Annotated in this window: 27 protein-coding genes (1 of these 27 only partly in view); 14 read left to right on the top strand and 13 right to left on the bottom strand. The window is 42.7% G+C overall.

From position 1 onward, the window contains the following. Positions 1–81 precede the first annotated feature (81 nt). From CIT02_RS01225 to CIT02_RS01215, 3 genes are all read left to right on the top strand, one after another. A complete protein-coding gene (locus CIT02_RS01225) occupies positions 82–795 on the top strand; it encodes a (5-formylfuran-3-yl)methyl phosphate synthase (protein ID WP_292613264.1) in 714 nt (237 codons plus the stop codon). A 229-nt stretch (positions 796–1,024) separates the two neighbouring features. Next, positions 1,025–2,515, top strand: coding sequence for an IMP dehydrogenase (gene guaB, locus CIT02_RS01220; protein WP_292613262.1), 1,491 nt, complete (start codon positions 1,025–1,027; stop codon positions 2,513–2,515). Between the two features lie 149 nt (positions 2,516–2,664). Beyond that, positions 2,665–3,288 carry a molybdenum cofactor guanylyltransferase gene (locus tag CIT02_RS01215; protein ID WP_292613260.1) on the top strand — a complete coding sequence of 208 codons (624 nt, stop codon included), beginning with the start codon at positions 2,665–2,667 and terminating at the stop codon, positions 3,286–3,288. A 228-nt stretch (positions 3,289–3,516) separates the two neighbouring features. Here the strand turns inward: CIT02_RS01215 and CIT02_RS01210 are convergent, their stop codons facing one another. From CIT02_RS01210 to CIT02_RS01180, 7 genes are all read right to left on the bottom strand, one after another. Continuing rightward, positions 3,517–3,726, bottom strand: coding sequence for a pseudomurein-binding repeat-containing protein (locus CIT02_RS01210; protein WP_292613259.1), 210 nt, complete (start codon positions 3,724–3,726; stop codon positions 3,517–3,519). Between the two features lie 244 nt (positions 3,727–3,970). Next, positions 3,971–4,738: a hypothetical protein gene (locus CIT02_RS01205; RefSeq protein WP_292613257.1), complete on the bottom strand. Its 768-nt coding sequence runs from the start codon at positions 4,736–4,738 to the stop codon at positions 3,971–3,973. Positions 4,739–4,930: 192 nt separating this feature from the next. Further along, positions 4,931–5,497, bottom strand: a complete 567-nt coding sequence (gene cbiT, locus CIT02_RS01200; protein ID WP_292613255.1) for a precorrin-6Y C5,15-methyltransferase (decarboxylating) subunit CbiT — start codon at positions 5,495–5,497, stop codon at positions 4,931–4,933. Continuing rightward, positions 5,494–6,054: a UbiX family flavin prenyltransferase gene (locus CIT02_RS01195; RefSeq protein WP_292613254.1), complete on the bottom strand. Its 561-nt coding sequence runs from the start codon at positions 6,052–6,054 to the stop codon at positions 5,494–5,496. The genes cbiT and CIT02_RS01195 overlap by 4 nt, the downstream gene beginning before the upstream one ends. 90 nt (positions 6,055–6,144) lie before the next feature. Next, positions 6,145–7,305 carry an HD domain-containing protein gene (locus tag CIT02_RS01190; RefSeq protein ID WP_292613252.1) on the bottom strand — a complete coding sequence of 387 codons (1,161 nt, stop codon included), beginning with the start codon at positions 7,303–7,305 and terminating at the stop codon, positions 6,145–6,147. Between the two features lie 156 nt (positions 7,306–7,461). Then, entirely contained in the window at positions 7,462–7,902 is a 441-nt protein-coding gene (locus tag CIT02_RS01185) for a molybdenum cofactor biosynthesis protein MoaE (RefSeq protein WP_292613250.1), read from the bottom strand. Further along, positions 7,899–8,423, bottom strand: coding sequence for a nicotinamide-nucleotide adenylyltransferase (locus tag CIT02_RS01180; protein ID WP_292613248.1), 525 nt, complete (start codon positions 8,421–8,423; stop codon positions 7,899–7,901). The genes CIT02_RS01185 and CIT02_RS01180 overlap by 4 nt, the downstream gene beginning before the upstream one ends. Before the next feature lie 313 nt (positions 8,424–8,736). On the opposite strand from CIT02_RS01180, the gene CIT02_RS01175 reads away from it, so the two are divergent. The 11 genes from CIT02_RS01175 to CIT02_RS01125 all read left to right on the top strand — a co-directional run bounded on the left by CIT02_RS01175 (position 8,737) and on the right by CIT02_RS01125 (position 17,212). Then, positions 8,737–10,470, top strand: coding sequence for an ABC transporter ATP-binding protein (locus CIT02_RS01175; protein ID WP_292613246.1), 1,734 nt, complete (start codon positions 8,737–8,739; stop codon positions 10,468–10,470). A 53-nt stretch (positions 10,471–10,523) separates the two neighbouring features. Next, positions 10,524–11,078 (top strand): flavin reductase family protein, encoded by a 555-nt coding sequence (locus tag CIT02_RS01170; protein ID WP_292613244.1) that lies wholly within the window; start codon positions 10,524–10,526, stop codon positions 11,076–11,078. Positions 11,079–11,185: 107 nt separating this feature from the next. Then, positions 11,186–11,611: a universal stress protein gene (locus tag CIT02_RS01165; RefSeq protein WP_292613241.1), complete on the top strand. Its 426-nt coding sequence runs from the start codon at positions 11,186–11,188 to the stop codon at positions 11,609–11,611. An 87-nt stretch (positions 11,612–11,698) separates the two neighbouring features. Continuing rightward, entirely contained in the window at positions 11,699–12,145 is a 447-nt protein-coding gene (locus CIT02_RS01160) for a pyrimidine dimer DNA glycosylase/endonuclease V (RefSeq protein WP_292613239.1), read from the top strand. Between the two features lie 152 nt (positions 12,146–12,297). Continuing rightward, positions 12,298–12,456: a rubredoxin gene (locus CIT02_RS01155; RefSeq protein ID WP_048073169.1), complete on the top strand. Its 159-nt coding sequence runs from the start codon at positions 12,298–12,300 to the stop codon at positions 12,454–12,456. 153 nt (positions 12,457–12,609) lie between these two features. Further along, positions 12,610–12,771, top strand: a complete 162-nt coding sequence (gene rd / locus CIT02_RS01150; RefSeq protein WP_048073168.1) for a rubredoxin — start codon at positions 12,610–12,612, stop codon at positions 12,769–12,771. Positions 12,772–12,850: 79 nt separating this feature from the next. Further along, positions 12,851–13,363, top strand: coding sequence for a ferritin (locus tag CIT02_RS01145; protein ID WP_292613235.1), 513 nt, complete (start codon positions 12,851–12,853; stop codon positions 13,361–13,363). 256 nt (positions 13,364–13,619) lie between these two features. Beyond that, complete coding sequence (locus CIT02_RS01140; protein WP_292613233.1) at positions 13,620–14,306, top strand: peroxiredoxin; 687 nt, start codon at positions 13,620–13,622, stop codon at positions 14,304–14,306. A 61-nt stretch (positions 14,307–14,367) separates the two neighbouring features. Then, positions 14,368–15,075, top strand: coding sequence for a superoxide dismutase (locus tag CIT02_RS01135; protein ID WP_048073165.1), 708 nt, complete (start codon positions 14,368–14,370; stop codon positions 15,073–15,075). A gap of 332 nt (positions 15,076–15,407) precedes the next feature. Then, a complete protein-coding gene (locus CIT02_RS01130; RefSeq protein ID WP_292613229.1) occupies positions 15,408–16,709 on the top strand; it encodes a phenylacetate--CoA ligase family protein in 1,302 nt (433 codons plus the stop codon). Between the two features lie 53 nt (positions 16,710–16,762). Then, positions 16,763–17,212, top strand: coding sequence for an acetolactate synthase (locus CIT02_RS01125; protein ID WP_292613227.1), 450 nt, complete (start codon positions 16,763–16,765; stop codon positions 17,210–17,212). Positions 17,213–17,300: 88 nt separating this feature from the next. On the opposite strand, the gene CIT02_RS01120 is transcribed toward CIT02_RS01125, so the two are convergent. The 6 genes from CIT02_RS01120 to proS all read right to left on the bottom strand — a co-directional run. Then, positions 17,301–17,915, bottom strand: coding sequence for a class I SAM-dependent methyltransferase (locus tag CIT02_RS01120; protein ID WP_292613225.1), 615 nt, complete (start codon positions 17,913–17,915; stop codon positions 17,301–17,303). Between the two features lie 94 nt (positions 17,916–18,009). Further along, positions 18,010–18,906, bottom strand: coding sequence for a zinc-ribbon domain-containing protein (locus CIT02_RS01115; protein ID WP_292613223.1), 897 nt, complete (start codon positions 18,904–18,906; stop codon positions 18,010–18,012). A 317-nt stretch (positions 18,907–19,223) separates the two neighbouring features. After that, complete coding sequence (gene thiD / locus CIT02_RS01110; RefSeq protein WP_292613221.1) at positions 19,224–19,973, bottom strand: bifunctional hydroxymethylpyrimidine kinase/phosphomethylpyrimidine kinase; 750 nt, start codon at positions 19,971–19,973, stop codon at positions 19,224–19,226. Beyond that, on the bottom strand, positions 19,970–20,641 hold the full coding sequence (gene cofC / locus CIT02_RS01105) for a 2-phospho-L-lactate guanylyltransferase (RefSeq protein WP_292613219.1): 672 nt from the start codon (positions 20,639–20,641) through the stop codon (positions 19,970–19,972). The genes thiD and cofC overlap by 4 nt, the downstream gene beginning before the upstream one ends. 15 nt (positions 20,642–20,656) lie before the next feature. Continuing rightward, positions 20,657–21,346 carry an ARPP-1 family domain-containing protein gene (locus tag CIT02_RS01100; protein WP_292613217.1) on the bottom strand — a complete coding sequence of 230 codons (690 nt, stop codon included), beginning with the start codon at positions 21,344–21,346 and terminating at the stop codon, positions 20,657–20,659. 73 nt (positions 21,347–21,419) lie between these two features. After that, on the bottom strand, positions 21,420–21,551 hold the end of the coding sequence (gene proS / locus CIT02_RS01095) for a proline--tRNA ligase (protein ID WP_292613215.1). The gene runs 1,275 nt beyond the window's last position; 132 of the gene's 1,407 nt are visible here — the last part of the coding sequence; the start codon falls outside the window, past its right edge; it ends in the stop codon at positions 21,420–21,422.

Raw genomic sequence — 21,551 nt, 5'->3', positions numbered from 1 at the left:
AAGTAATTGCCTTACCCTTAATCATAGGTTTTAAATATTAGTTAAAAGACTTGTTAAATAATAATATAGGAGGAATCATATTTGCTTCTCTTGATCAGTCCCATAAACACACAAGAAGCACGAGAAGCCATAGCCGGCGGTGCAGACATAATAGATGTTAAAAATCCTAAAGAAGGTTCATTAGGGGCTAATTTCCCCTGGGTCATTAAAAACATACGGGAAATAACTCCCAAGGACATGCAAGTTAGTGCAACTCTGGGGGATGTTCCCTACAAACCAGGAACTGTGTCCCTGGCTGCTGCCGGTGCCGTGGTTTCCGGTGCAGATTACATTAAAGTAGGATTATACGGAACAAAAAATTACTCCGAAGCTCTGGAAGTAATGGAAAACGTGGTAAAAGCAGTTCAGGAGTATAACAATGATGCCACAATTGTGGCCTCAGGTTATGCTGATGCACATCGCGTGGGTGCGGTGGACCCCCTGGAAATTCCCAGGGTAGCTGCCGATAGTGGTGCCGACCTGGCCATGGTGGACACTGCAGTTAAAGATGGAAAAACACTCTTCGACTTTATGGATGAAGAAAAGATCTCCCAGTTCACCACTGAAATACATGATTACGGCCTTAAATCTGCCCTGGCTGGTTCAGTGACCAAAGAACAGTTACCTTTACTGGCTGAGCTGGGCTGTGATGTGGCTGGAATTCGAGGTGCGGCCTGTGTTGGTGGAGACCGGAATTCCGGACATATCCATCATGAAGCTGTTGCCAGCTTAAAACAACTGGTACAGGGCCTTTAACTGAAGGCCTACCCCTTACAATTCCTAAGGTAATTGATTCAAATAGTAGCTTGAATACATAATTAATCAGATAGCTACATAAATAATACAAAACTAATCTCTAATAATTTAGATAGAGAGAGGTGATCCTGAGTTGATCCATTAGGTGATGGATAAAGTCACTGTTGGTTGATTTTAAACTTTCACTTTTAATTTTAATCCACATCATGTGGAATGGAGGAGAAATATTATGTTTTCAGATAAATTAAACAAAGCCCCGGAAGGATACACGTTTGATGACTTTTTACTGGTACCATCCATATCCAATATTGAACCCAAAGATGTAGAAACCAAAACCCGGGTTTCTCGTAATTACAATATAAACATCCCCATTGTGAGTTCAGCCATGGATACAGTAACCGAAGCTGAAATGGCTATTGCAATGGCTCAGGAAGGAGGATTGGGTGTTATCCACCGTAACATGACCATCAAGGAACAAGTGGCTGAGGTTAAAAAGGTCAAACACTCCGAGGATCTGACCATAAAGGATGTAATCACCACTTCTCCAGAAAACTCCATATACGAAGCCAACGTCATCATGGACATGGAAGAAGTCAGCGGTCTTCCCGTGGTGGACAATGGAAAGGTAGTGGGTATTATCAGCCGCCGTGACATTAAACCCATTATGAATTCTGATGCCCAGAAAAAGGTAAGCGAATTCATGACCGAAGAAGTAGTGACCATAGCCGAATCAACCAGCCCGGAAGAAGCCCTGGACATTGCTTACGAAAACAAAGTGGAAAGATTACCCGTGGTTAAAGACGACCGCATAGTGGGTATTGTGACCATAAGGGATATACTGGAACGCAAAATGCATCCCAACGCTGTTAGAGATGAGGATGGTCGCTTCCTGGTTGCTGCCGCCACCGGCCCCTTTGACCTGGAACGGGCCATGGCCCTGGATCAGGCGGGAGCAGATATCATTGCCATTGATGTGGCTCACGCCCACAAGCCCAGTATAATTAAATCAGCCAAAAAAATGAAGGAAAACATCAACGCCGATCTTTTAGTAGGAAACATAGCCACGGGAGAAGCAGCTGAATCCATTATATCTGGTGCAGATATTGATGGTTTCAAGGTAGGTATAGGCCCCGGTTCAATCTGCACCACTAGAATCATAGCTGGTGTTGGAGTCCCACAACTAACTGCCATATCTTCTGTAGCCGATGTGGCCAAAGAACACAAAGTTCCAGTTATTGGAGATGGAGGTTTAAGATATTCTGGAGATGTTGCCAAAGCCATAGCTGTGGGAGCAGATGCCGTTATGGTGGGAAGTTTAATGGCTGGAACCAACGAATCCCCGGGTGAAGTGGTTATAATGAACGGCCGAAAATTCAAACAGTATCGGGGAATGGGTTCACTGGGAGCCATGACTGGTGGCTCTGGAGCAGGGACCGACCGATATTTCCAGGAAGTTAAAGGACCAATGAAACACGCCAAGCTGGTACCTGAAGGTGTTGAAGGAGTCGTACCCTTTAAAGGACCAGTGAATGAAGTAATATTCCAGTTAATGGGTGGTCTTAAAGCATCCATGGGCTACTGCGGTGCATCCAACATATCCCAGATGTGGGAAAAGGCCAAATTCGTCAGGATCACCACCAGTGGAATGACAGAAAGTCACCCCCACGACCTCACTATAACCAATGAGAGCCCCAACTACCCTACCACCCGGCTCATGTAAATGAGTCGGGCCTTATAAACTTTTTTTCCAGATAAAAGGATGGTAAGGCACATATAAATCAATATTTTTATAAATCAATAATATTTCTCAAGTTTTCCACAATTATATTTGTGAAGGTTAGAAAATCCTTAATTTGAGGTTAAAGTTACATGAAATCATGTATAATTCTTTGTGGTGGAAGAAGTCGTCGCATGGGGCAAGATAAAGGATTGATGACTTTAAATAAGGACCCCATGATAATCCAAACCATTAAGATCGTTGAAAGATTAGTGGACGAAATTATACTGGTTTTAAGGGATAAAAAGCAGCTTGACTCCTACCAGAAATACGTAGAAGACTTTAAAATTCAAAACCAAAAAACAGATACCAACATCATCCTGGTAACTGATGTAGAAAAGGATCAGGGACCACTACTGGGGCTGTGTACCGGTTTATCCCATATAAAATCTGAAGGGGCACTAATCTTGCCCTGTGATTCTCCCTTCATTTCATCCTATTTTGTTAATAAAATGTTCGAAAGGGTAAATGAAGTAGAAGTTCAGGCCATGGTTCCAGTGTGGCCCGATGGATTAACCGAACCATTGCATGCTTACTACAGTAAAGAATGCATACCCCAGATTAAAGACAGGTTAAAAAATGGTTTTAGAAATGTTAAATCATTACTGGATAAAATAAATGTGGCCTACATTGAAGTTGGTATTCTAGATCCTGATAAAAAAAGTTTTATTAATTTAAACCGTCCCGAGGATGTTTCCCAGTCCCGGGAAAAATAGGAAAAACTCCGGCTATTACAATTATATTTTGAAATTAAAAATTGACTGGGATTTTATAAGATAGGGTTATTTGTTACTATTTTGGGGGGTTAATTAATTCTGAAAATCTTTAAAAAAAGTTTAATCATGATAATATAGTGAATTATAAGAGATGACCCAATCTAACTAATTAAAAAGGAGATTGCTATTTTTATGGAAGACTATGACGGGATTCAGGTGGGCCAATTATCAGTGAATTAAAACTTTTTCCACCACGGGAACATCATCAATGGGTAAAATGTCCACGCTTCCAGGGTTTCTTCCCATTTGAAGGAAGAATTTGTTAACCCTTTCAATCATGTCTATATATTCTTTTTTATCGATGCGGCAGCCATCTACAACCGCATGATCAGGCAGGTCTCCGTTCAACCTTTTAAACTCTAATACCTTGTTTACCATTCTTCTATACTGCTCGAGAGTTAGACTCTCCATTGCATCGACCTTACATTAGTTTTGTAAATTTATTGGTAACACCCCTTAAAAAGGTTACGGATTTAACTAAACAACTTAGAAAGGTGGTTATCCTGACAGAAAAACTTTAATCTAATATGGAGGGGGTAAAATAAAAAAATTAGGGGATTGATCCCCGGTGCAAAAAGTCCTGTAATTTGATATTAAAGTTCCATACTCTGATAGAAAGTCTTTACTCTAATATTTCTACATGGGAGTTGGGATCGAAAGGATTTGTTCGGATTGCAAGGGAAAACAGATAAGGATAGTTATTTTCCAGGTGTTCCATGTACTGCAGCCACTCCAGGATCAGGAAACTGTATATTCGGACCACATCCCCTGAAAGGTGGTTGTAGTCTAATTTTGGGAGTTTGGATAGATCATCCCGGTTTTCCAGTTCTTCCATAAGGTGGAAAACAGCCCAGAGTAGTTCAGTGAATGTTTCATGTTCCAGAAGGTTGGGGTTCTCCAGTAAAGCCAGGAGGAATTTCCTTTTATCAACCAGGAACTTTTTAGCATCTATTAAAAACTCAACTGATTCAGCATCACCGTTGATGTTCAGGGTGTAATCGAAGTTTTTAATGGTGTTTTTGGCTCTTTTAAATTCCATCTCAGACCAGGAACTGTTGATGAGAAGGTCTTCTTTTATGTGTTCTGTATCGGGGTCAAAACGGGTTATGGACCCCAATAGCTGGGTTCCTACTTCACTGAAAAAGGCACCGATTACCATGTTCAGCTTCTCCATCATCTGCTGTTTTTCTCTGCTACTGATGGCATTTTCTATTACCAAAACCACGAAGAGTATTTCAATGGGCAAAAAGGCGGTGTCAATGCCAATGTAAAACAGTACTTCGTGTAAATCATGGAATATGAGATAATTGGCAAAATAGAGTAATCCTGAGAGAATTACCAGAAATATTCCCAGTTTAACTCTCCATCCAATTTTTTTAGAAATATTCATTTTACAATCACCTGTTAATTGGTTAATTGATTACTATAATAATGCTAACTAAAAATGTTTGTATTTATTAACTCTATTAGATTACACCGTGAAATTTAGAATCTCATTACCGGAAAATCAATACAATTAAGGAGTAAGGGGGGCCTAGGAAACCGGGTATTATATTAATAGACTTATTTAACCAAATAAAAACTAATTAACCTTAACTGCAGAAATAATGGTTATGGGGTTTCTTCCCATCATCATGGTCCCCCTGGGGGTGATTTTACCCTTGGCAATAGTGGCTTCCACTACATCCGGTTCAGTTCCCAATTTTTTAAGTACATCCACTGCTTCCACCCTGGTTTCCATGAGAATTGAAGTTACCACTATTTTCCCATTCGGGGCTAGTTTACTCCATCCCTTAGTTACAATAGAGGATAGATCACCACTGCTTCCACCCACCAGGAGCACCTGGAAGGATTCCAGTTCTTCCAGTATGTTGAGAGCATCTCCCTCCCGGAGGAGGACATTTTCTTGGTAACCATGTTTTTCCAGGTTTTTCCGGGTTAAATTAATTGCTTCTGGATTTTTATCCAGGGCGATTACTTTCCGGGCTCTGCAGGCAGCTTCCAGTGTTAACCCTCCACTACCACATCCCACATCAACCACGGTATCCCCGGGAGATATTCCTGCTTTGCACATGACCAGACACCTTATCTCCTCCTTGGTCGGTCCGGGAACGTCCTTGGATTGTATGAATTTATCATCCGGGATCATGGGACCTCTCCCTGCCATCTCTGGTAAAGGTTGTGGTCAATGTGCATTACATCCAGTATTTTGCCCACTAAGAAGTCCACCAGATCATCCATGTTCTGGGGTTGGTGGTAAAAGGCAGGCATGGCTGGGAGGATAATACCCCCTTCCCGGCTGATTCTGAGCATATTTTCCAGGTGCACCGAGCGGAGAGGTGTTTCCCTTGGCACCAGTAACAGTTGCCTTCTCTCCTTTAAGGCCACATCAGCAGCCCGGGTAACTGCATTGCTGGCAAATCCCATGGATATGGCCGAGAGGGTTTTCATGGTACAGGGGACGATGATCATGGACTCAAAGCGGCAAGACCCACTGTTTATGGCACTGGTCAGATCTCCGGGTTCGTAGAAACGGTGGGCTAAGTTTTTCAGTTCATCTTCATCCATTCCCATTTCATGTTGTAGGATGATGCGTGCTGGTTTTGTGGCCACCACCGCTGTCTTTTTACCCATTTCTTTCAAAACTTCCAGGAGCCTGACACCGTAAATAACTCCGCTAGCTCCAGTAATAGCTACCACTATCATTTTTATCACTGCTTTTATAAGTTTAAAGTCTAATTTTTATTCTGTTTTATTATTTAAAACTCTAAAATATGTTCATTATAGAGGGAATAATTAGTGGGAAATATCCAGGTAATCCAGGAAATTGATCTTCAAAGCTTGCTCTGCATATTCTTCAGGGAGGTAAATACAGAGATCGGCATGGTTAAATCGAGCATCCTTCAGTGCCCGTACCAGGTTAGAAACATCCCCCAGCATTACTGTGTCCCCATTAACTGATACCGGGGTGGTCATCTCATGAAAGGTGGGATACTCAGGGACATCGACCAGTATAAAGTCCTTATCAACATCCAGTTCCTGGGCGATTTCTGCTTCTGATTTTCCAATTGAATCAGGACTCATCTGGAAAATTTCCTCTGGATGTTCCACTTCATCAAGTTTCAGGGAATATACCCGCTTGTACAACTGTCGGTTGTCCAATCTTTCCATAACCTCCCCCACATAATTTTTTTCTGCCCGGGCAGCAGCAATTACATCGATATCATCGTAACGGTATATCTCCTGAGGATTGATAACTCCCTTTTCCAGGAGCTTAGCCAGGCAGCGGCGAAACATGGAGTTTACAATCCGGGTAGTGTGATGCTGATAAACACTGGGATACATGAAATATCGGGCCAGAAGCATAGATTCTGCCGCCTGAACTCCTTTACCATGTAATATGAGCCCATTTTCCAGTTTCATGTTGGATAAAAGGCGTTCCACATCAATAATACCATAGGCAACCCCGGTGTAGTATGAATCCCTTAAGAGATAATCCATACGGTCCACGTCCAGTTCCCCGGAGATTATATCTCCGAGAGGTCCCTGACCATTGATGACCCTTAGAACCTCCTTCACTGAAAATTTTTCCGATAAAATATCCCCCAGTTGTGATTCTTTAATGAGTTTAGAGGTGAGTTCCTCGTGGGAATTGTCAATACCTCCCTCGGATACATGGGAGAAGGGTCCATGACCGGCATCGTGGATAATGGCAGAACAACGAACTAGAGAATGGGTTTCTTCGTCCAGTTCAAGGTTACGAGCCAGTCGGGAGGCCAGGTACATGGTGCCTATGGAGTGTTCGAAACGGGTGTGATTGGCTCCCGGGTACACCAGGTAGGTAAATCCAAGCTGCTTTATCCTTCGAAGACGCTGAATTTCTGGAGTATCCGCCAATCTAACTTCAAAATCGTCTAACTGGAGGTCACCGTGAACACTATCCCTTACAAACTTCATGGATGCACCTCACTGTACCTAAGAATCGTTACCATCCCCATTATCAGCAATGATTAACCCCCTATTTAAGAAATCTTTTATGGAAATTGGATTCTTTTTAGAACTTTATATTAAGTTTAAAAATTTTTTATGGGATTTAATTTTTATTTAGATTATTTAACCACCAGACATGATGATATTACTGCCGGCACTGCCTTTTTCTTCTTTTTTAAAGTCCAGCTCGTATTTGACCCTTTCTATTATTTCCTCCAGTGCGGCTCTGGTTTCGTGGCGGTGCCCTCCCGAGACTGCCACCAGAAACAGGGGGTCTCCGGGTTGGAACTGGCCCAAATAATGGACCACAGCAATGTCCTTAACACCGTGCTTCTCCTGCACCTGGAGGAGGATGTCTTCCAGTTCCTTTTCAGTTTTACTGGTGTCAGGGGTGGTGAGGACGAGTTCATCTGTGGTTAGGGCTTCATCCTTTCCCCTTACAATTCCTTCAAAGGTGAAAATAGCCCCACATTCACCAATAGCGGGGCTTTCTTTGATCTTTTTGGTTAAATCATCCAGGGTGATGACTTGACTGTAATCTGAAATAATCCGGGCAATTATCATACTTCACTTTCCTCCTTGCGGTCCAGCTGTTTAATTCTGGAAATTCCATCAATTTCATGGATAACCTTAACCACTGATTCTGGTAGAAGTTCTTCCCATTTACCGTTAGACAGCATCCTACGGCGTACTTCTGTTCCAGAATAAGTTTTGCGATTGAATAATGGTGGTTCAGTTACTTCATAACCCTTTTCCTGGAAAAGCCTCTGTACCAGGGGGTTTCCAGAATATACGTGGGCAAAGGGTGGTGTTAACATTTCCAGGTGGGCTACCCACAGGGAATTACATTCAATATCCTGTACTGGTATGATATAGTAGCGTGAGGGATTCACACCATTTTCAGTGAGGGCCTTGGTAATCATCATCACCCTCTCACCAGCAGTGAAGGGATCAGTGGTGGTATGACTGGTCTGGGCACTACCCACACCAATAATCACTTCATCCACTTCATTTAGTATTCTTTCTATCACCTGGAGATGCCCCTTATGTACCGGCTGCATCCTCCCCACCAGAAGTCCTCTCATAATGAAACACCAAATATAGTTTTATATCCTTGGATTGGAATTAATTTGATAATTTAATATTTCTCTTTTTCTACCCTCATAAATAATTAACCAAACTGACTTCATTAATGGGGCTAATTTAATGGGTTTTCCCTGATCCCTGGACTGGAAATCAGGGAAAAAGGCTAAAAATGGTTATTCCATTTGAAAAGTATATGATAATTTATATATCCCGCAAAGTTAACAAGTGATTATGTTTAATTTCCAATAGAAATTCATTAGTGAAGGAAGGTTCTTTATTGTTATAGAATTACATGGGAAAGTGGTGAAGCCAATGATTAAGATTGAAAATCTATCAAAAACTTATCAAATAGAAGATGGTCCCGAGATCAAGGCCCTGGATAATGTTAACCTGGAAGTAAAGAAGGGAGAGATTGTAGGTATTATTGGAACCAGTGGATCAGGTAAAACCAGCCTGTTGCGGGTCCTTAGGGGTGTGGAACCATTCGATGATGGAAAAATCACCATTGACGACATCACGGTAACTCCCGAATCCACCACTTACTATTCCCGTAAACTGCGTAAGGCTACCGCCATCCACTTGCAACGCTCCTTTGGATTATGGTCAGAAACAGCTTTAAATAATGTGATAAGGAAACTTTACGGAACTAAATATGGGGACGAAGCCTTAACTGATTTTGACTTTGCTTACAGTGAGTTTGAAGAAGAAGCCATGGAAATACTGAAGGTGGTGGGCCTGGAGCATAAGGCCACTCATTTTGCACCGGTACTCAGTGGCGGTGAAAAACAACGCCTTATAATGGCTCGACAGTTAGCTAAAAAGCCTAAAGTCCTCTTACTGGATGAACCTGCTACCATGTCCTGTCCTAAAACCAAACAGGAAATTTTGGATGCTATCCGTAACATCAATGAAGATCTGGGAGTGACCGTCATCCTGGTATCCCACCTCCCGGAAGTCCACCATTACCTGTCCCATAGATTGGTGCTAATGGAAAATGGCCATGTGAAAGACGAAGGAACGCCGGATAAAATAATTAAAGAATTCCTCCAGAATATGGAGGAAGAAGTACCCAAACGTGATATGGAAGATGTTGGTGAGGATATAATCAAAGCCCTGGATCTTAAAAAGAGCTTCTACCTGCTTAAGGCAGGTAATGTACTGGAACTTAAAGATGTTAGCTTTGATGTAAAGGAGGGAGAAATTGTTTCCCTTATTGGGCCCAGTGGTGCTGGTAAAACTGTCCTGCTGCGTATGATCGGTGGTCTGGACCTTCCTGACGGAGGCAATGTCCAGTTTAAACTGAATAATGAATGGGTGGACATGCACCAGCCCGGGATCGACCGGATGAAAATTCGCCGGCAGATGGGATTCATGCACCAGGAGTTTGCACTGGTACACCACGCCACTATCCGGGATCAGATAGGGGGAAGGCTGGGAATTAAAGGCATTAACGTGGTGGATGAAGCCAAGAAAAAGGCTGAAGAAATGGGCATAAGTGATCTGGCCCTGGATGTTCTATACCAGCTAACTGATCTACCGGAAAGCGAAGCAAAACAGCGTCTGGAACAGTTAGGGTTATCTGGAAGTATTTTAGATACACTTTTCCCCAGTTTCCCTGACAATGAAGTTAGAAAGTACTCAGAGCCCATATTTAAAGCATTAGACCTCCCAATGGATATTTTAAACCGCCGTTCCTATGAATTATCCGGTGGTCAGAAAGTACGGGCTACTCTGGCCCTGGTACTGGCCTCCCAGCCCAAAGTCCTAATTTTAGATGAACCATTTGGAGATTTGGATCCCATAACCCTGCGTACTGTTTCCAACTCCCTGAAACGCATAAACCAGGAATTTAATACCACCATAATCATGGTCAGCCACCATATAGACTTTATTGAAGAACTGGCCACCCGAGCCCTTCGTATGGATGAAGGTAAACTCATTGGCGATGGGAAAGCGGAAGATGAATGTGATGAATTCATAGAAAGCTGTGGAGCAGACTATCTAAAGGATATTGCCCAGTGGAAGGAAAAGTTGCTGGGGGATTAAGGTAGTTCTCAGGATTTTTAAATATTGGAAATTAAGCTCGGAGGATGGTAAAGATGGAATTTGTAGATCTAGATGTGGAAAGCTTTTACCGGGTGCTGGCACCCCGACCCACCATTATAGTAACTACGGTTAACCCTGATGGGGAGGTGAATGCTGCTCCTTTCTCTTTTACCATGCCAGTTTCAGTCAATCCGCCCCTAATTGCCGTGGCCTCAGTTCCACGGCACCACACCTATCAGAACCTGGAGAAAACCAGGGAAATGGTGGTTAACATCCCCTCAGTAGATATCCTCAAGGAACTCTGGGTCACCGGGAAAAAGTTCCCTCAGGGCGTGAGTGAAATTGAAAAAGCAGGATTAACAGCAATGGAGTCTGATATGGTTAAACCACCCTGGATAAAGGAGTGTCTGGCCCATATGGAATGCGAAATTGAATTCACCCGGGAATGTGGTGACCACCAACTGGTGGTGGGCCGAGTTAAGAAGGTGGGTGTAAGTGAAGACTCCCTGAAGGATGGGCTTCTCAATGCCGAAGAAATGAAACCCATACTCCACCTCGGTGGTGAAGACTTCATAGTCGGTGATCATCGTATAACAGTTCCCAAATAAGGCTAATACTCCATATAATTTATTTAAACCAATTATTCAAAGCCGGTTTAATATAAGGTTGTCCACTTAGGATAAATGCATAAGATAAGTGGACCAATAGTAAACCTATGAATAAACAGGAAGGCAACAACATGTTCAATACCATAATGGTCCCCACTGATGGGTCAGAATATTCCCAAAAAGCTGAAGACACCGCACTAGCCCTGGCAAAAAAACTGGATTCCACTGTGGTTGCTGTTCACATAATAGATGAAAAACTCATATACCCCTACGAAGTCCTGGAGGAAGAAGGTAAAAGCATCCTCCATAAAGTACAGGAAAAGGGCAAAAAAATAGGGGTTAAAGTAGATGAGATACTCATTGTAGGAAGCCCTACCAATGACATGGCCAAGATAACCGAGAAAGCAGGGGCTGACCTGGTGGTAATGAGCACCCATGGTAAAACCGGACTGGAAAGACTCATCATGGGCAGCGTAGCTGAAAGCGCCCTCAAGAAGATTCCAGTGCCCGTTTTGTTGGTTAAAAAGGGATAATACATTCATTTATTTTTTTTGAGTGATCTTAGGAGCACGGCACTTAAAAAAGGTGCATAACACTTTCAAAAAAAGGAGCATTAATACATGCGACTCTGGAGTCTACATCCAATGTATCTGGATGTTAAAGGCCTGGTAGCACTCTGGAGAGAAGGTTTACTGGCCAGGGCTGTGTTGAAAGGTAATACTAAGGGTTATACCAACCATCCACAACTTATTCGTTTTAAAAATCAAAAAAATCCGCTTCTTTTCCTGGATACCTTTTTAAACCAAGTATATCTGGAATCAAAACACCGGGGATACAAGTTTAACCTCGAGAAAATAGGAACTGAACAAACCAGGGAACAGATAACAGTTACCCGGGGACAGCTATCCTATGAAATGGAACACTTGCTGGGGAAACTCCAACAACGCGACCAGGAGAAGTACCAACAAACAAAAAAGATGCTTAAAGAGGACAAATTTCCTCTCCCTAATCCTGTTTTTAAGATTGTGCCAGGAGATATAGAGTTATGGGAGAAAGTAAAGCATTAAAGTTCTCTTTTAATCATACCACATACTATATTAACCATTGCGGCCCATAAATACCAGTACTTCCATGTAAATGGTTTAATTCACCCACTTGAATTAATGGTTGAATAGAATTGCCCACGAAATAATGGCATTGGAATAAAAGAGGTAGTTAAATGAGAAGATACAAATGTAAAGTCTGTAACTACATTTACGACCCGGAAAATGGAGAACCAAGAACCAACACCCCACCAGGAACCGCCTTTGAGGATCTACCGGATAACTGGAACTGTCCCAAATGTGGTGCTGGTAAATTCCGCTTTATACCCATTTAATGATTCTTGCCTATCTAAACAAGATTAATACCCCCTCTAAATAATTTTTTTAAAAAATACTTAAATAAAAACCGTGCTTTGAATTAAAATGGTTAACCGACAGTATGAATTTCATGAATCTTCATGAACTTAATAAAAAAAGAGGTGGAATACATGCAAAAATACTTGTGTAAACCATGTGGATACATCTACGACCCTGAACAAGGAGATGACATGTCTGGAATTGAACCGGGAACCGCTTTTGAGGACTTACCCGATGACTGGGTCTGTCCAATGTGTGGTGCCGGTAAAGACCTGTTTGAACCGGTTGATTAATTTTTACAATTCGAATTCCAAATTTTTTTTAATCCCCTATAAGTGGATTTTTAATGTATAAGTGGATGGATGTGAAGATATGTTAGATAAAAAAATGGAAGAGGCCCTTAACTACCAGTTGAACCGGGAACTCTACTCTGGTTATCTGTACCTGGCCATGGCGGCCTACTTTGAGGATCAAGATCTGCCTGGTTTTGGTAACTGGATGAGGGTCCAGGCCCAGGAAGAGTTAAGCCATGCCATGAAATTCTACGACTACCTGGTGCAGAGGGGTAGCCGGGTGCTCATGGCTGAGATTGAAAAACCACAAAGTGAATGGGAGTCTCCAGTAGCTGCCTTTGAACATGTTTATGAACACGAGCAGATGGTCACCGGACTCATCAACGACCTGGTGGATCTGGCCCTGGAACTCTCGGACCACGCCACCAACAACTTCCTCCAGTGGTTTGTGGCGGAACAGGTGGAAGAAGAAGAATCCGCCAGTGGAGTGCTGCAGAAAGTCAAACTTACTGGCGAATCTGGCAGTGGATTGTACATGTTAGACCAGGAACTGGGACAGAGAGTGTTCAACCCCCCGACTGCAACTGAGTGAGAATTGAGTTAAATCTTTTTATTATATTTTTTTGTGAAATAGACTTTTTTTGTAAAAATAGAGAATATCCTATAAATCAGGAGGTATTCTGCATATTTACGCCCTTATTCTGATTACTTTCCATTTTAAAAAAAAATAATTAAAATTTTTTTGCATGGAAAAACACCTTTATCCCATTGTAGGGGTGTGAAAGCATATTAATAAATAAAAAATGGAACAAAAATAACACATACTTATTCTTTGAGGGTGAATGACAATGGGTGAAAAAATCTACGAAGTTAGAAAGATCAAGAAAAAAGGGAAAAGAATGCCTTTAATTGGGGATAAATTCCCAAAAATGGAAGTTCAAACCACGCAGGGGATGATGAAACTACCTAAAGCCTTTAAAGGCAAATGGTTCATTCTGTTCAGTCATCCCGGAGATTTCACACCGGTGTGTACCACGGAATTTGTTTCCTTCCAGCTACGCTACGACCAGTTCCGTGATCTTGACTGTGAACTCATTGGCCTCTCTGTGGATCAGGTTCACTCCCACCTGAAATGGATCGAATGGATATGGGAAAATTTCGATGTGGATATTGAATTTCCGGTCATTGCTGACACTGGTAAAGTGGCCGATACCCTGGGATTAATACACCCTAATAAAGGCACCAATACAGTTAGGGCGGTGTTCATAGTGGACCCTGAGGGTATTATCCGGGCCATACTTTACTACCCCCAGGAACTGGGAAGAAACATGGACGAAATCCTGAGGATGGTGGAAGGATTCCAGACCGCAGAGGAGAAGAATGTGGCCATACCTGCCAACTGGCCCTGCAATGAAATCATTGGCAAAGGACTGATTATTCCCCCGGCCTCTGACATTGAAACTGCTATTAAAAGACCAGAAAAATATAAATGCTTTGATTGGTGGCTGTGTTACCGAAATTACTATAAATGGTAGCTGAACTTCTTACTAGGTTAATGACTGGACTATTCAATTAATAAAAAAAAGGTGATATAAAATGGCAAATAAGAAATATGAACTTCCCCCACTTCCCTACGGATACAAGGATCTGGAACCCTACATGTCTGAAGAACAACTCCAGATACACCACGATAAACATCATCAGGCCTACGTGGATGGAGCCAATGCCCTGCTGGATAAATTTGACAGCCGTCCCGGAGTGGAATTTGATGTGAAAGCCGTGGCCAAGGAACTTTCCTTCCATGTGGGTGGATTTGTACTGCACAAAATGTTCTGGGAGAACCTGGCACCGGCACCCAAGGGTGGAGGTGAACCCACTGGAACCCTGGCCAAATACATTGAAAAGGATTTTGGCAGTTTAGAAAGGTTTAAACAGGAGTTTTCACAGGCAGCCATTAGCACTGAAGGATCAGGATGGGCTGCTCTGACCATATGCCGCAGAACCGACCGTTTATTCATCACCCAGATTGAAAAACACAATGTTAATGTCATACCACACTTCCGGGTTCTGATGGTCCTGGATGTATGGGAACACGCCTACTACCTGGACTACAAGAATGTCCGACCGGATTATGTGGCTGCCTTCTGGAACCTGGTAAACTGGGAGGAAGTTAACCGTCGCCTGGAAATAGAACTCCTTTCTAACAGTTTAAACCTGGTAGACAACCGAAGAGTACTGGACATGAAAATCGAAGAGTTTAGGGAAAACTTCGATGACTGGATAGCCTCCTTTGATAAGAAATAAATTTTTCCTTTCTTTTTTTTAAATAAAAATTTTTAAACATTTTTTTACACATATGCTCCATTTTCTTTTACTATATTACAGTATAAGTACAGTTCATTCGGTTATTGTACCCATTTTTACCTGGCCCCATCACACCCCTATTATTAGGAATAGATAAATACCATTTCCAGTATAATGGAGTATGATAGTGCGGATTGATCCTGCGGGTTAATTATAAATCTGCATAAACTGGAAAATTCCAAATATTTACCTATCAAGGTGTTAAATCTTAAAATAATAAAGAAATTCATAAGTAGCCATTATAATTCATTGTTTGATAGAGGTGTGATTAGATGATCTACAATGAGAAGGCTGAGTGCATGTCAGCCCCTGAAAAGGAAGGATTACAGCTAAAAAGATTACAGGACGTTGTTAAAAGGGCCTATGAAAACGTGCCCTACTATCGGAAGAAGTTAGATGCTGCCGGGATAACACCTGCCGATATACAATCCCTGGAAGACATTGAAAAGATACCATTCACCACTAAAAGTGACCTGAGGGATGCCTATCCCTTTGGAATGTTCGCCGTGAGCACCGACGACATTGTAGAAGTTCACACCACCTCGGGAACCACTGGGAAACCAACTGTATCTGGTTACACAGCTAAAGACCTGGACATATGGGGTGAAGTTGTGGCTCGTGCCCTTTCCATGGCCGGTGCCACCAGAAAGGACATAGTGCAGAACTGTTATGGTTACGGTCTTTTCACCGGAGGTTTGGGAGTGCACCACGGTGGTCAGAAGGTAGGTTGCACCGTGATACCCATCAGTGCCGGTAACACCCAGCGCCAGATCGAGATCATCCAGGACTTTAAAAGCACCATCCTCACCTGTACCCCTAGCTACGCCATGTACATAGCCGAAGTACTGGAAAGGGAAGGAGTCCTCCCGGAAGATATAAAACTTAAAGCCGGGGTTTTCGGTGCTGAAATGTGGACGGAAGAGATGAGAAATGAGATTGAAAGAAGGCTCAATCTGGATGCCCTGAATATCTACGGACTAACCGAGATCATTGGTCCGGGAGTGGCCAACGAGTGCATGGAAAAGAATGGACTGCACATCTTCGATGACCACTTCTACCCGGAGATCATCGACCCCCAGACCCTGGAGACACTACCTGAAGGAGAGAAAGGGGAGCTGGTGCTGACCACTCTAACCAGGGAGGGTATGCCTGTCCTGCGTTTTAGAACCAGGGATATCACTGCCCTGCGTAAGGGGGAATGTGGCTGTGGAAGAACCCATGTTAAGATGGACCGTATAACCGGAAGATCCGACGACATGCTCAAAATAAGGGGAGTTATTGTATTCCCATCCCAGATTGAAAGGGCACTACTTAAAATACCGGGAATGGAACCCAACTACCAAATCATCGCCACCCGACCAGAACACCTGGATGAACTGGAAGTACAGGTGGAAGCATCACCGGCCCTGTTCTCTGATGAAGTGAAACACGTGGAACAGGTAACCCGATCCATAGAAAAGCAGATACACGATGAAATTGGACTCCGGGTTACAGTGAGTCTGGTTGAACCCCAGAGTCTGCCCCGTAGTGAAGGTAAAGCCGTCCGGGTTATTGATAAAAGAGATATGAGTTAACTAACCAGTAATTAAAGATTAATTTGTTATTAAATTTACAGGGGATGAAATGGATGTCAGAAGATAAAAGAAGGAAGCTAAAACAGATATCAGTGTTTCTGGAAAACAGGAAAGGAAGACTATGGAAAGCAATGAACGTTCTTTCCGGTGCAAAAATTAATATAAGGGCTCTTTCCATAGCCGACACCTCAGGATTTGGCATACTGCGCATGATAGTCCACAATCCAAAAGAAGCAAAGAAGGCCCTGGAAGCAGACAACTTCGTGGTAAAAGTCAATGAAGTGATTGCCGTGGAAGTCATGGACGAACCCGGAGGACTGGACGAACTTCTCGGTGTTTTAAACCAGGCTGATATTAACGTGGAATACCTTTACGCCTTTGTAGAGAAAAAAAGTGACAAGGCCATTGTAGTGCTGCGTACTGAAGATGTGGATGCTGGTATCGCTGCACTGGAAGCCAGTAATATCAATATATTAAATGCGGATGATGTTAACCTCCTTTAGGGAAGTTAACATACACAATTTTTCCAGGTTAGTTATTTTCACAAAAGTAGTTTTTCCATTTTTTATATGGTCTTGTTTGAAAACTGCCCTATTTTTGAAATATAACCAGATAATGAGACTTACAACCCTGTTCCAGGTCTTCTCCCACTTCTGTATCTAACCGGACCATTTTTAAGTCGTGTTTTTGGAACATCTTCTCCACATCTTCTGGATTTCTTTTGAATTTAAATGGAGGTCCGTATCCCGTATCCATCTTCTTGTAGTCCATCACCGCTATCTGACCACCAGGCTTGGTGATTCTCTTGAGTTCGGCTATGGCTTCGTCAGTGTTTTCCCGGGCCACAAATCCATGAAACACATTGAGCAATAGAGTGATATCCACGGTGTTATCTTCCAGGGCAATATCCCCTGCTATATCCGATTGGAGGGGAATAACATTGGTTATGCCATTTTGTTGGATATCTTCCTCTAAATCTTCTATTGCTGGCCCGTAAACATCCAGGGCATAAATGGTTGCATCCTCACCCATTAAACTATATGCTTCCATGGCCACATGACCATCACCACAACCGGCATCCATAAATACTTCATTTCCATCCAGATTCAACCTGGAAATTACTTCCCGGGCATCTATAAAGGATTCACTTGATCTTCCCTTTATGCGGTGGCCGTTGGATGGGTTTAATCCCGTAGTATTTGACATTCTCTCACTATTCCCGTTATAATCTGTTAAAAATAAGAAAAAAATCTGTAAAAAAAAATAGTTGTGTCCATTATTGGTTTAATTTGTAGATCTCTTATATTAACTCCAGATACTTATTTTTAATCCGGTCAAATTCTTCCGGGGTTATGGCACCAATATCCAGAAGCTCCTTGGCTTTTTTAATTTTTACAACGGGATCTTCAGCGGGTTCTGTTGATACCTTTTCATCGGCACTTGTTGCTTCTTTTAGAGAAGTTTCCTCGGCAGGAGCAGCTTCGGAGGTAACCTCTTCCCTGGGAGTTTCTTCTTGTTGATACTGTTTTGGTACCTTGATTTCAGGAATAACCGGTTCTTCAGGTGATTCTTTTTCAGCCACCTGAACTTCTGACTCCGGAACTTCCAAAGTCTCAACAGTGGGAGTTTCAGGTTCAGGAACTTCTACAACTTCATCTACTGGAATCTCGGGCTCAGGAACTTTTTCCGACTCAACAGTCACAGATTCCGTCTCAGCAGCTTCACTGGATACTGTCTCTGTTACTGGAGTTTCAGGCTCAGCAACTTCTACTGTTTCAGTTACTGGTGTTTCAGCTTTAGGAGCATCAGTGACCACTGTTTCCTCTTCACTTACCACATCCATCAGTGATTCCATGGGTTTTTCCTCGCTTTCTGTGGTGAATTTATGTCCGCAGATAATGCAGAACTTGGCATCTGGTTTGTTTTTCTGATTACAGGAAGGGCATATTTTGTAATCTGGTTCACTGGGAGCTTCCGTGGTTGAAATAGGAGTTTCTGAGGGTATTTCCTGGGGAGCTTCCTCTTTAATCAGGGGTGCACCGCAACCCACACAGAATTTGGCAGTGGCTGGGTTTTCAGTTTGACACTCTGAACAAACCACATTAGATGGTGATTGTGGTGCTTTTTTTACTTCAGAGTCAGTTTTACCACGTTTTTTAGCTTCTAATCTTCTGCTTATCTCTTCACTGGAGACCATTAACACATCCTCCTCTATGATCATCTACTGTTTTATTCTATGGATTTCAAGTAACATTAAAATTTAGGATTAACATGTATCCGGCTGAGATGGAATTCTGGTGTTTTTTAATTTTCTATGATATAATCAGATAGTCAGCCCATTATAATGATAGTTGTCATGATTTCTTTTATTTAACTACTTGATTAATTCCCTAAACTATTATTAAATAAGTATTCGATTAAGGGTGTAAATATTTTACTTTCCGATAAGATCGATTCCGTGATTATGGGGTTATGGTTATTACGTGATTTATTTATGGTTATAAATTATTGATATTAGAGGCTGTGCTGCCACATTTGATTCAAAGTACCATATCCACCGTGTTTTATAGCTTTTTTGGTGAAATCCGATGCCTTCCGAATGGATTCCAGGAGGTCCATTCCCTGAGCCAGATAGGCAGTGATGGCTGCCGAGTAGGTACATCCTGAACCATGGGTGTTGGTGCTTTTTATGATTTCACCTTCAATGAAGTTTAATGAATCTTTATAGAAAATATCCCTTCCCTTTAGGTGTCCACCAGTAACCACTGTGGGGCATATTTTTCCCAGCTTAATGGCTGCTTCACAGGCATCATCTTCATTAACTATTTCCACACCGGTGAGGGCTTCTGCTTCGTGAACATTGGGTGTGGTTAACTCAGCCACCGGCAAAAGATATTTCCTCAGGGATTCAACCAGGTCGTCCTGAGATAGGACACCACCAGAACCGGCTACCAGAACCGGGTCCACCACCAGTTTTAACTGGTACTTCTGTACCTGGCGAGCCACCATTTCCACCATCTCTGCCGAGTACAGCATACCAGTCTTGGCGTGCTGTATTTCTGCTCCTTCCATTATCATATCTATCTGTTTGGAAACGAAGGGGGTGTTTACTGGTTCCACACCAGCCACACTATTAACATTCTGGGCAGTAAGGGCGGTGATAACGGCCGTTGGATAAATCCCCAGGGAATGGAAGGTTTTCACATCAGCCAGGATCCCGGCACCTCCCGAGGGGTCGAAGCCAGCAATGGAAAGTGCTATCATTTCCTTTCCACCCGCAAACGTTCAGTTCCATGGTTGGATCGAACCACTAAACCAATACTTTTGAGGAATTTGCGGGTTTCTGTCCCGAAACCATGCATCATAATTTCCCCCAGGTCTTCAGCAGTGTTCACGTCCAGTGAAAGATAAAAGGAGTCATAGATGTACCAGGGGACCCCGGCATTTTCAGCCTCCTTTAAATGCTCGAAGAAACTCCAATCTCCAAATTTCATCTGTACATCCTTGGTGGGACACAGGAGGGCATTGGTACCTCCACCCTTGGCCGGGGCAATTACCACTGGCCATTTTTGGGATAGTTCCACCATTTCCTGAACCTGGTCCGGGTGGATGAGGGGTACATCCGAAGGGACAATGAGTACCTGGCTGGCCTTCTGGGAACACCACTCCACTGCCTGGGTGAGCGCACCATTTAAATCGGTTTCACCCTCCTCTGAGAGACAGGTAACATATAAATCATTAACAAAATTAAGTACATCTTTATCAGAGCTTATCACCACAACATCATCCACATTATTTTTTATAGCAGTGATAACATCTATTAACATTGATTTAAGGAGATTTTCTCTTTCTAATGGTGATAAAGTAGGGGACAGGCGGGTTTTTGCCTGTGAAAATCTGGAAACCGGGATTATGGCCAATGTTTTTTTCATGTTTAATTCCCCAGTTCATACACCGACCGTGTTCTTAAACCACTGCCTTAAATCGGCAACCCATGTATTGGCACTGTTATCTGATTCCACTGAAAATGACATGTTCTTTACCCCCTCGGAGGTTAGGTTGAAACGACTCATCACATTCTTCTTGGCAGTTTCCACCTTTTCCTGGAGCTGGTAATACTTGGTTTTCTGGTTCTGCACCACGGCCATTGCTTCGCCACTGTAAACATTCACATTACCTTTGGTTACAATGACCCATATCTGCAGCTGGGCCTGTGTGGCGTTCTGGAGGTCGGCAGGGTTAGAACTATCTATGATGTCTTTAACCTGAGTGGATGCTGTGCCTGAAGGGTAAAGTGAGGACCCAGTAACTGCCTTTTGATCAGGTTCTATACAGTAAGCCAGGACCGTGTCATTGCTATTGGTGTTGATCTTTTTATCAGTGATGATAACCACATCCTGTGATTCTTTACTTTTCAGGATGGTTCCCTTATCCACCACCAGTGGTTTGGTTCCATTGTTTTTTACGGTGATGTTATGGGGTATGCTTCCGGCAGCAGTGTTTTGTATAATATCTACTTGCTGATTGTCATAGGCCTGTTCCAATGTAACTCCACCGCCAGAAAGGAAGCTCATAGCCCCACTACCGGCGGCGAAGACCACCACCACTGCTATTAATAAGATCAACCGCATATTCATAGGCTATCCCCTTTAAACATCCAGGATTCTAGATATATTACAATCTGTATTCTCATTTATTTACAGGTGTACTTCAATAAGTCTTGGCAAGTAAAGCAAGGTACCGGGATTCTTTACCACATCTTATGCACTTGCTCTCAGTGGATTCTTCTTTAACACCCAGTATATCCACATTAACGTTTTCCTCGATTTCCTTACCACATTC

The sequence above is a fragment of the Methanobacterium sp. BAmetb5 genome (assembly GCF_003491305.1).
GTDB lineage: Archaea > Methanobacteriota > Methanobacteria > Methanobacteriales > Methanobacteriaceae > Methanobacterium.
This window is presented reverse-complemented; position numbering and strand designations above follow the sequence as displayed.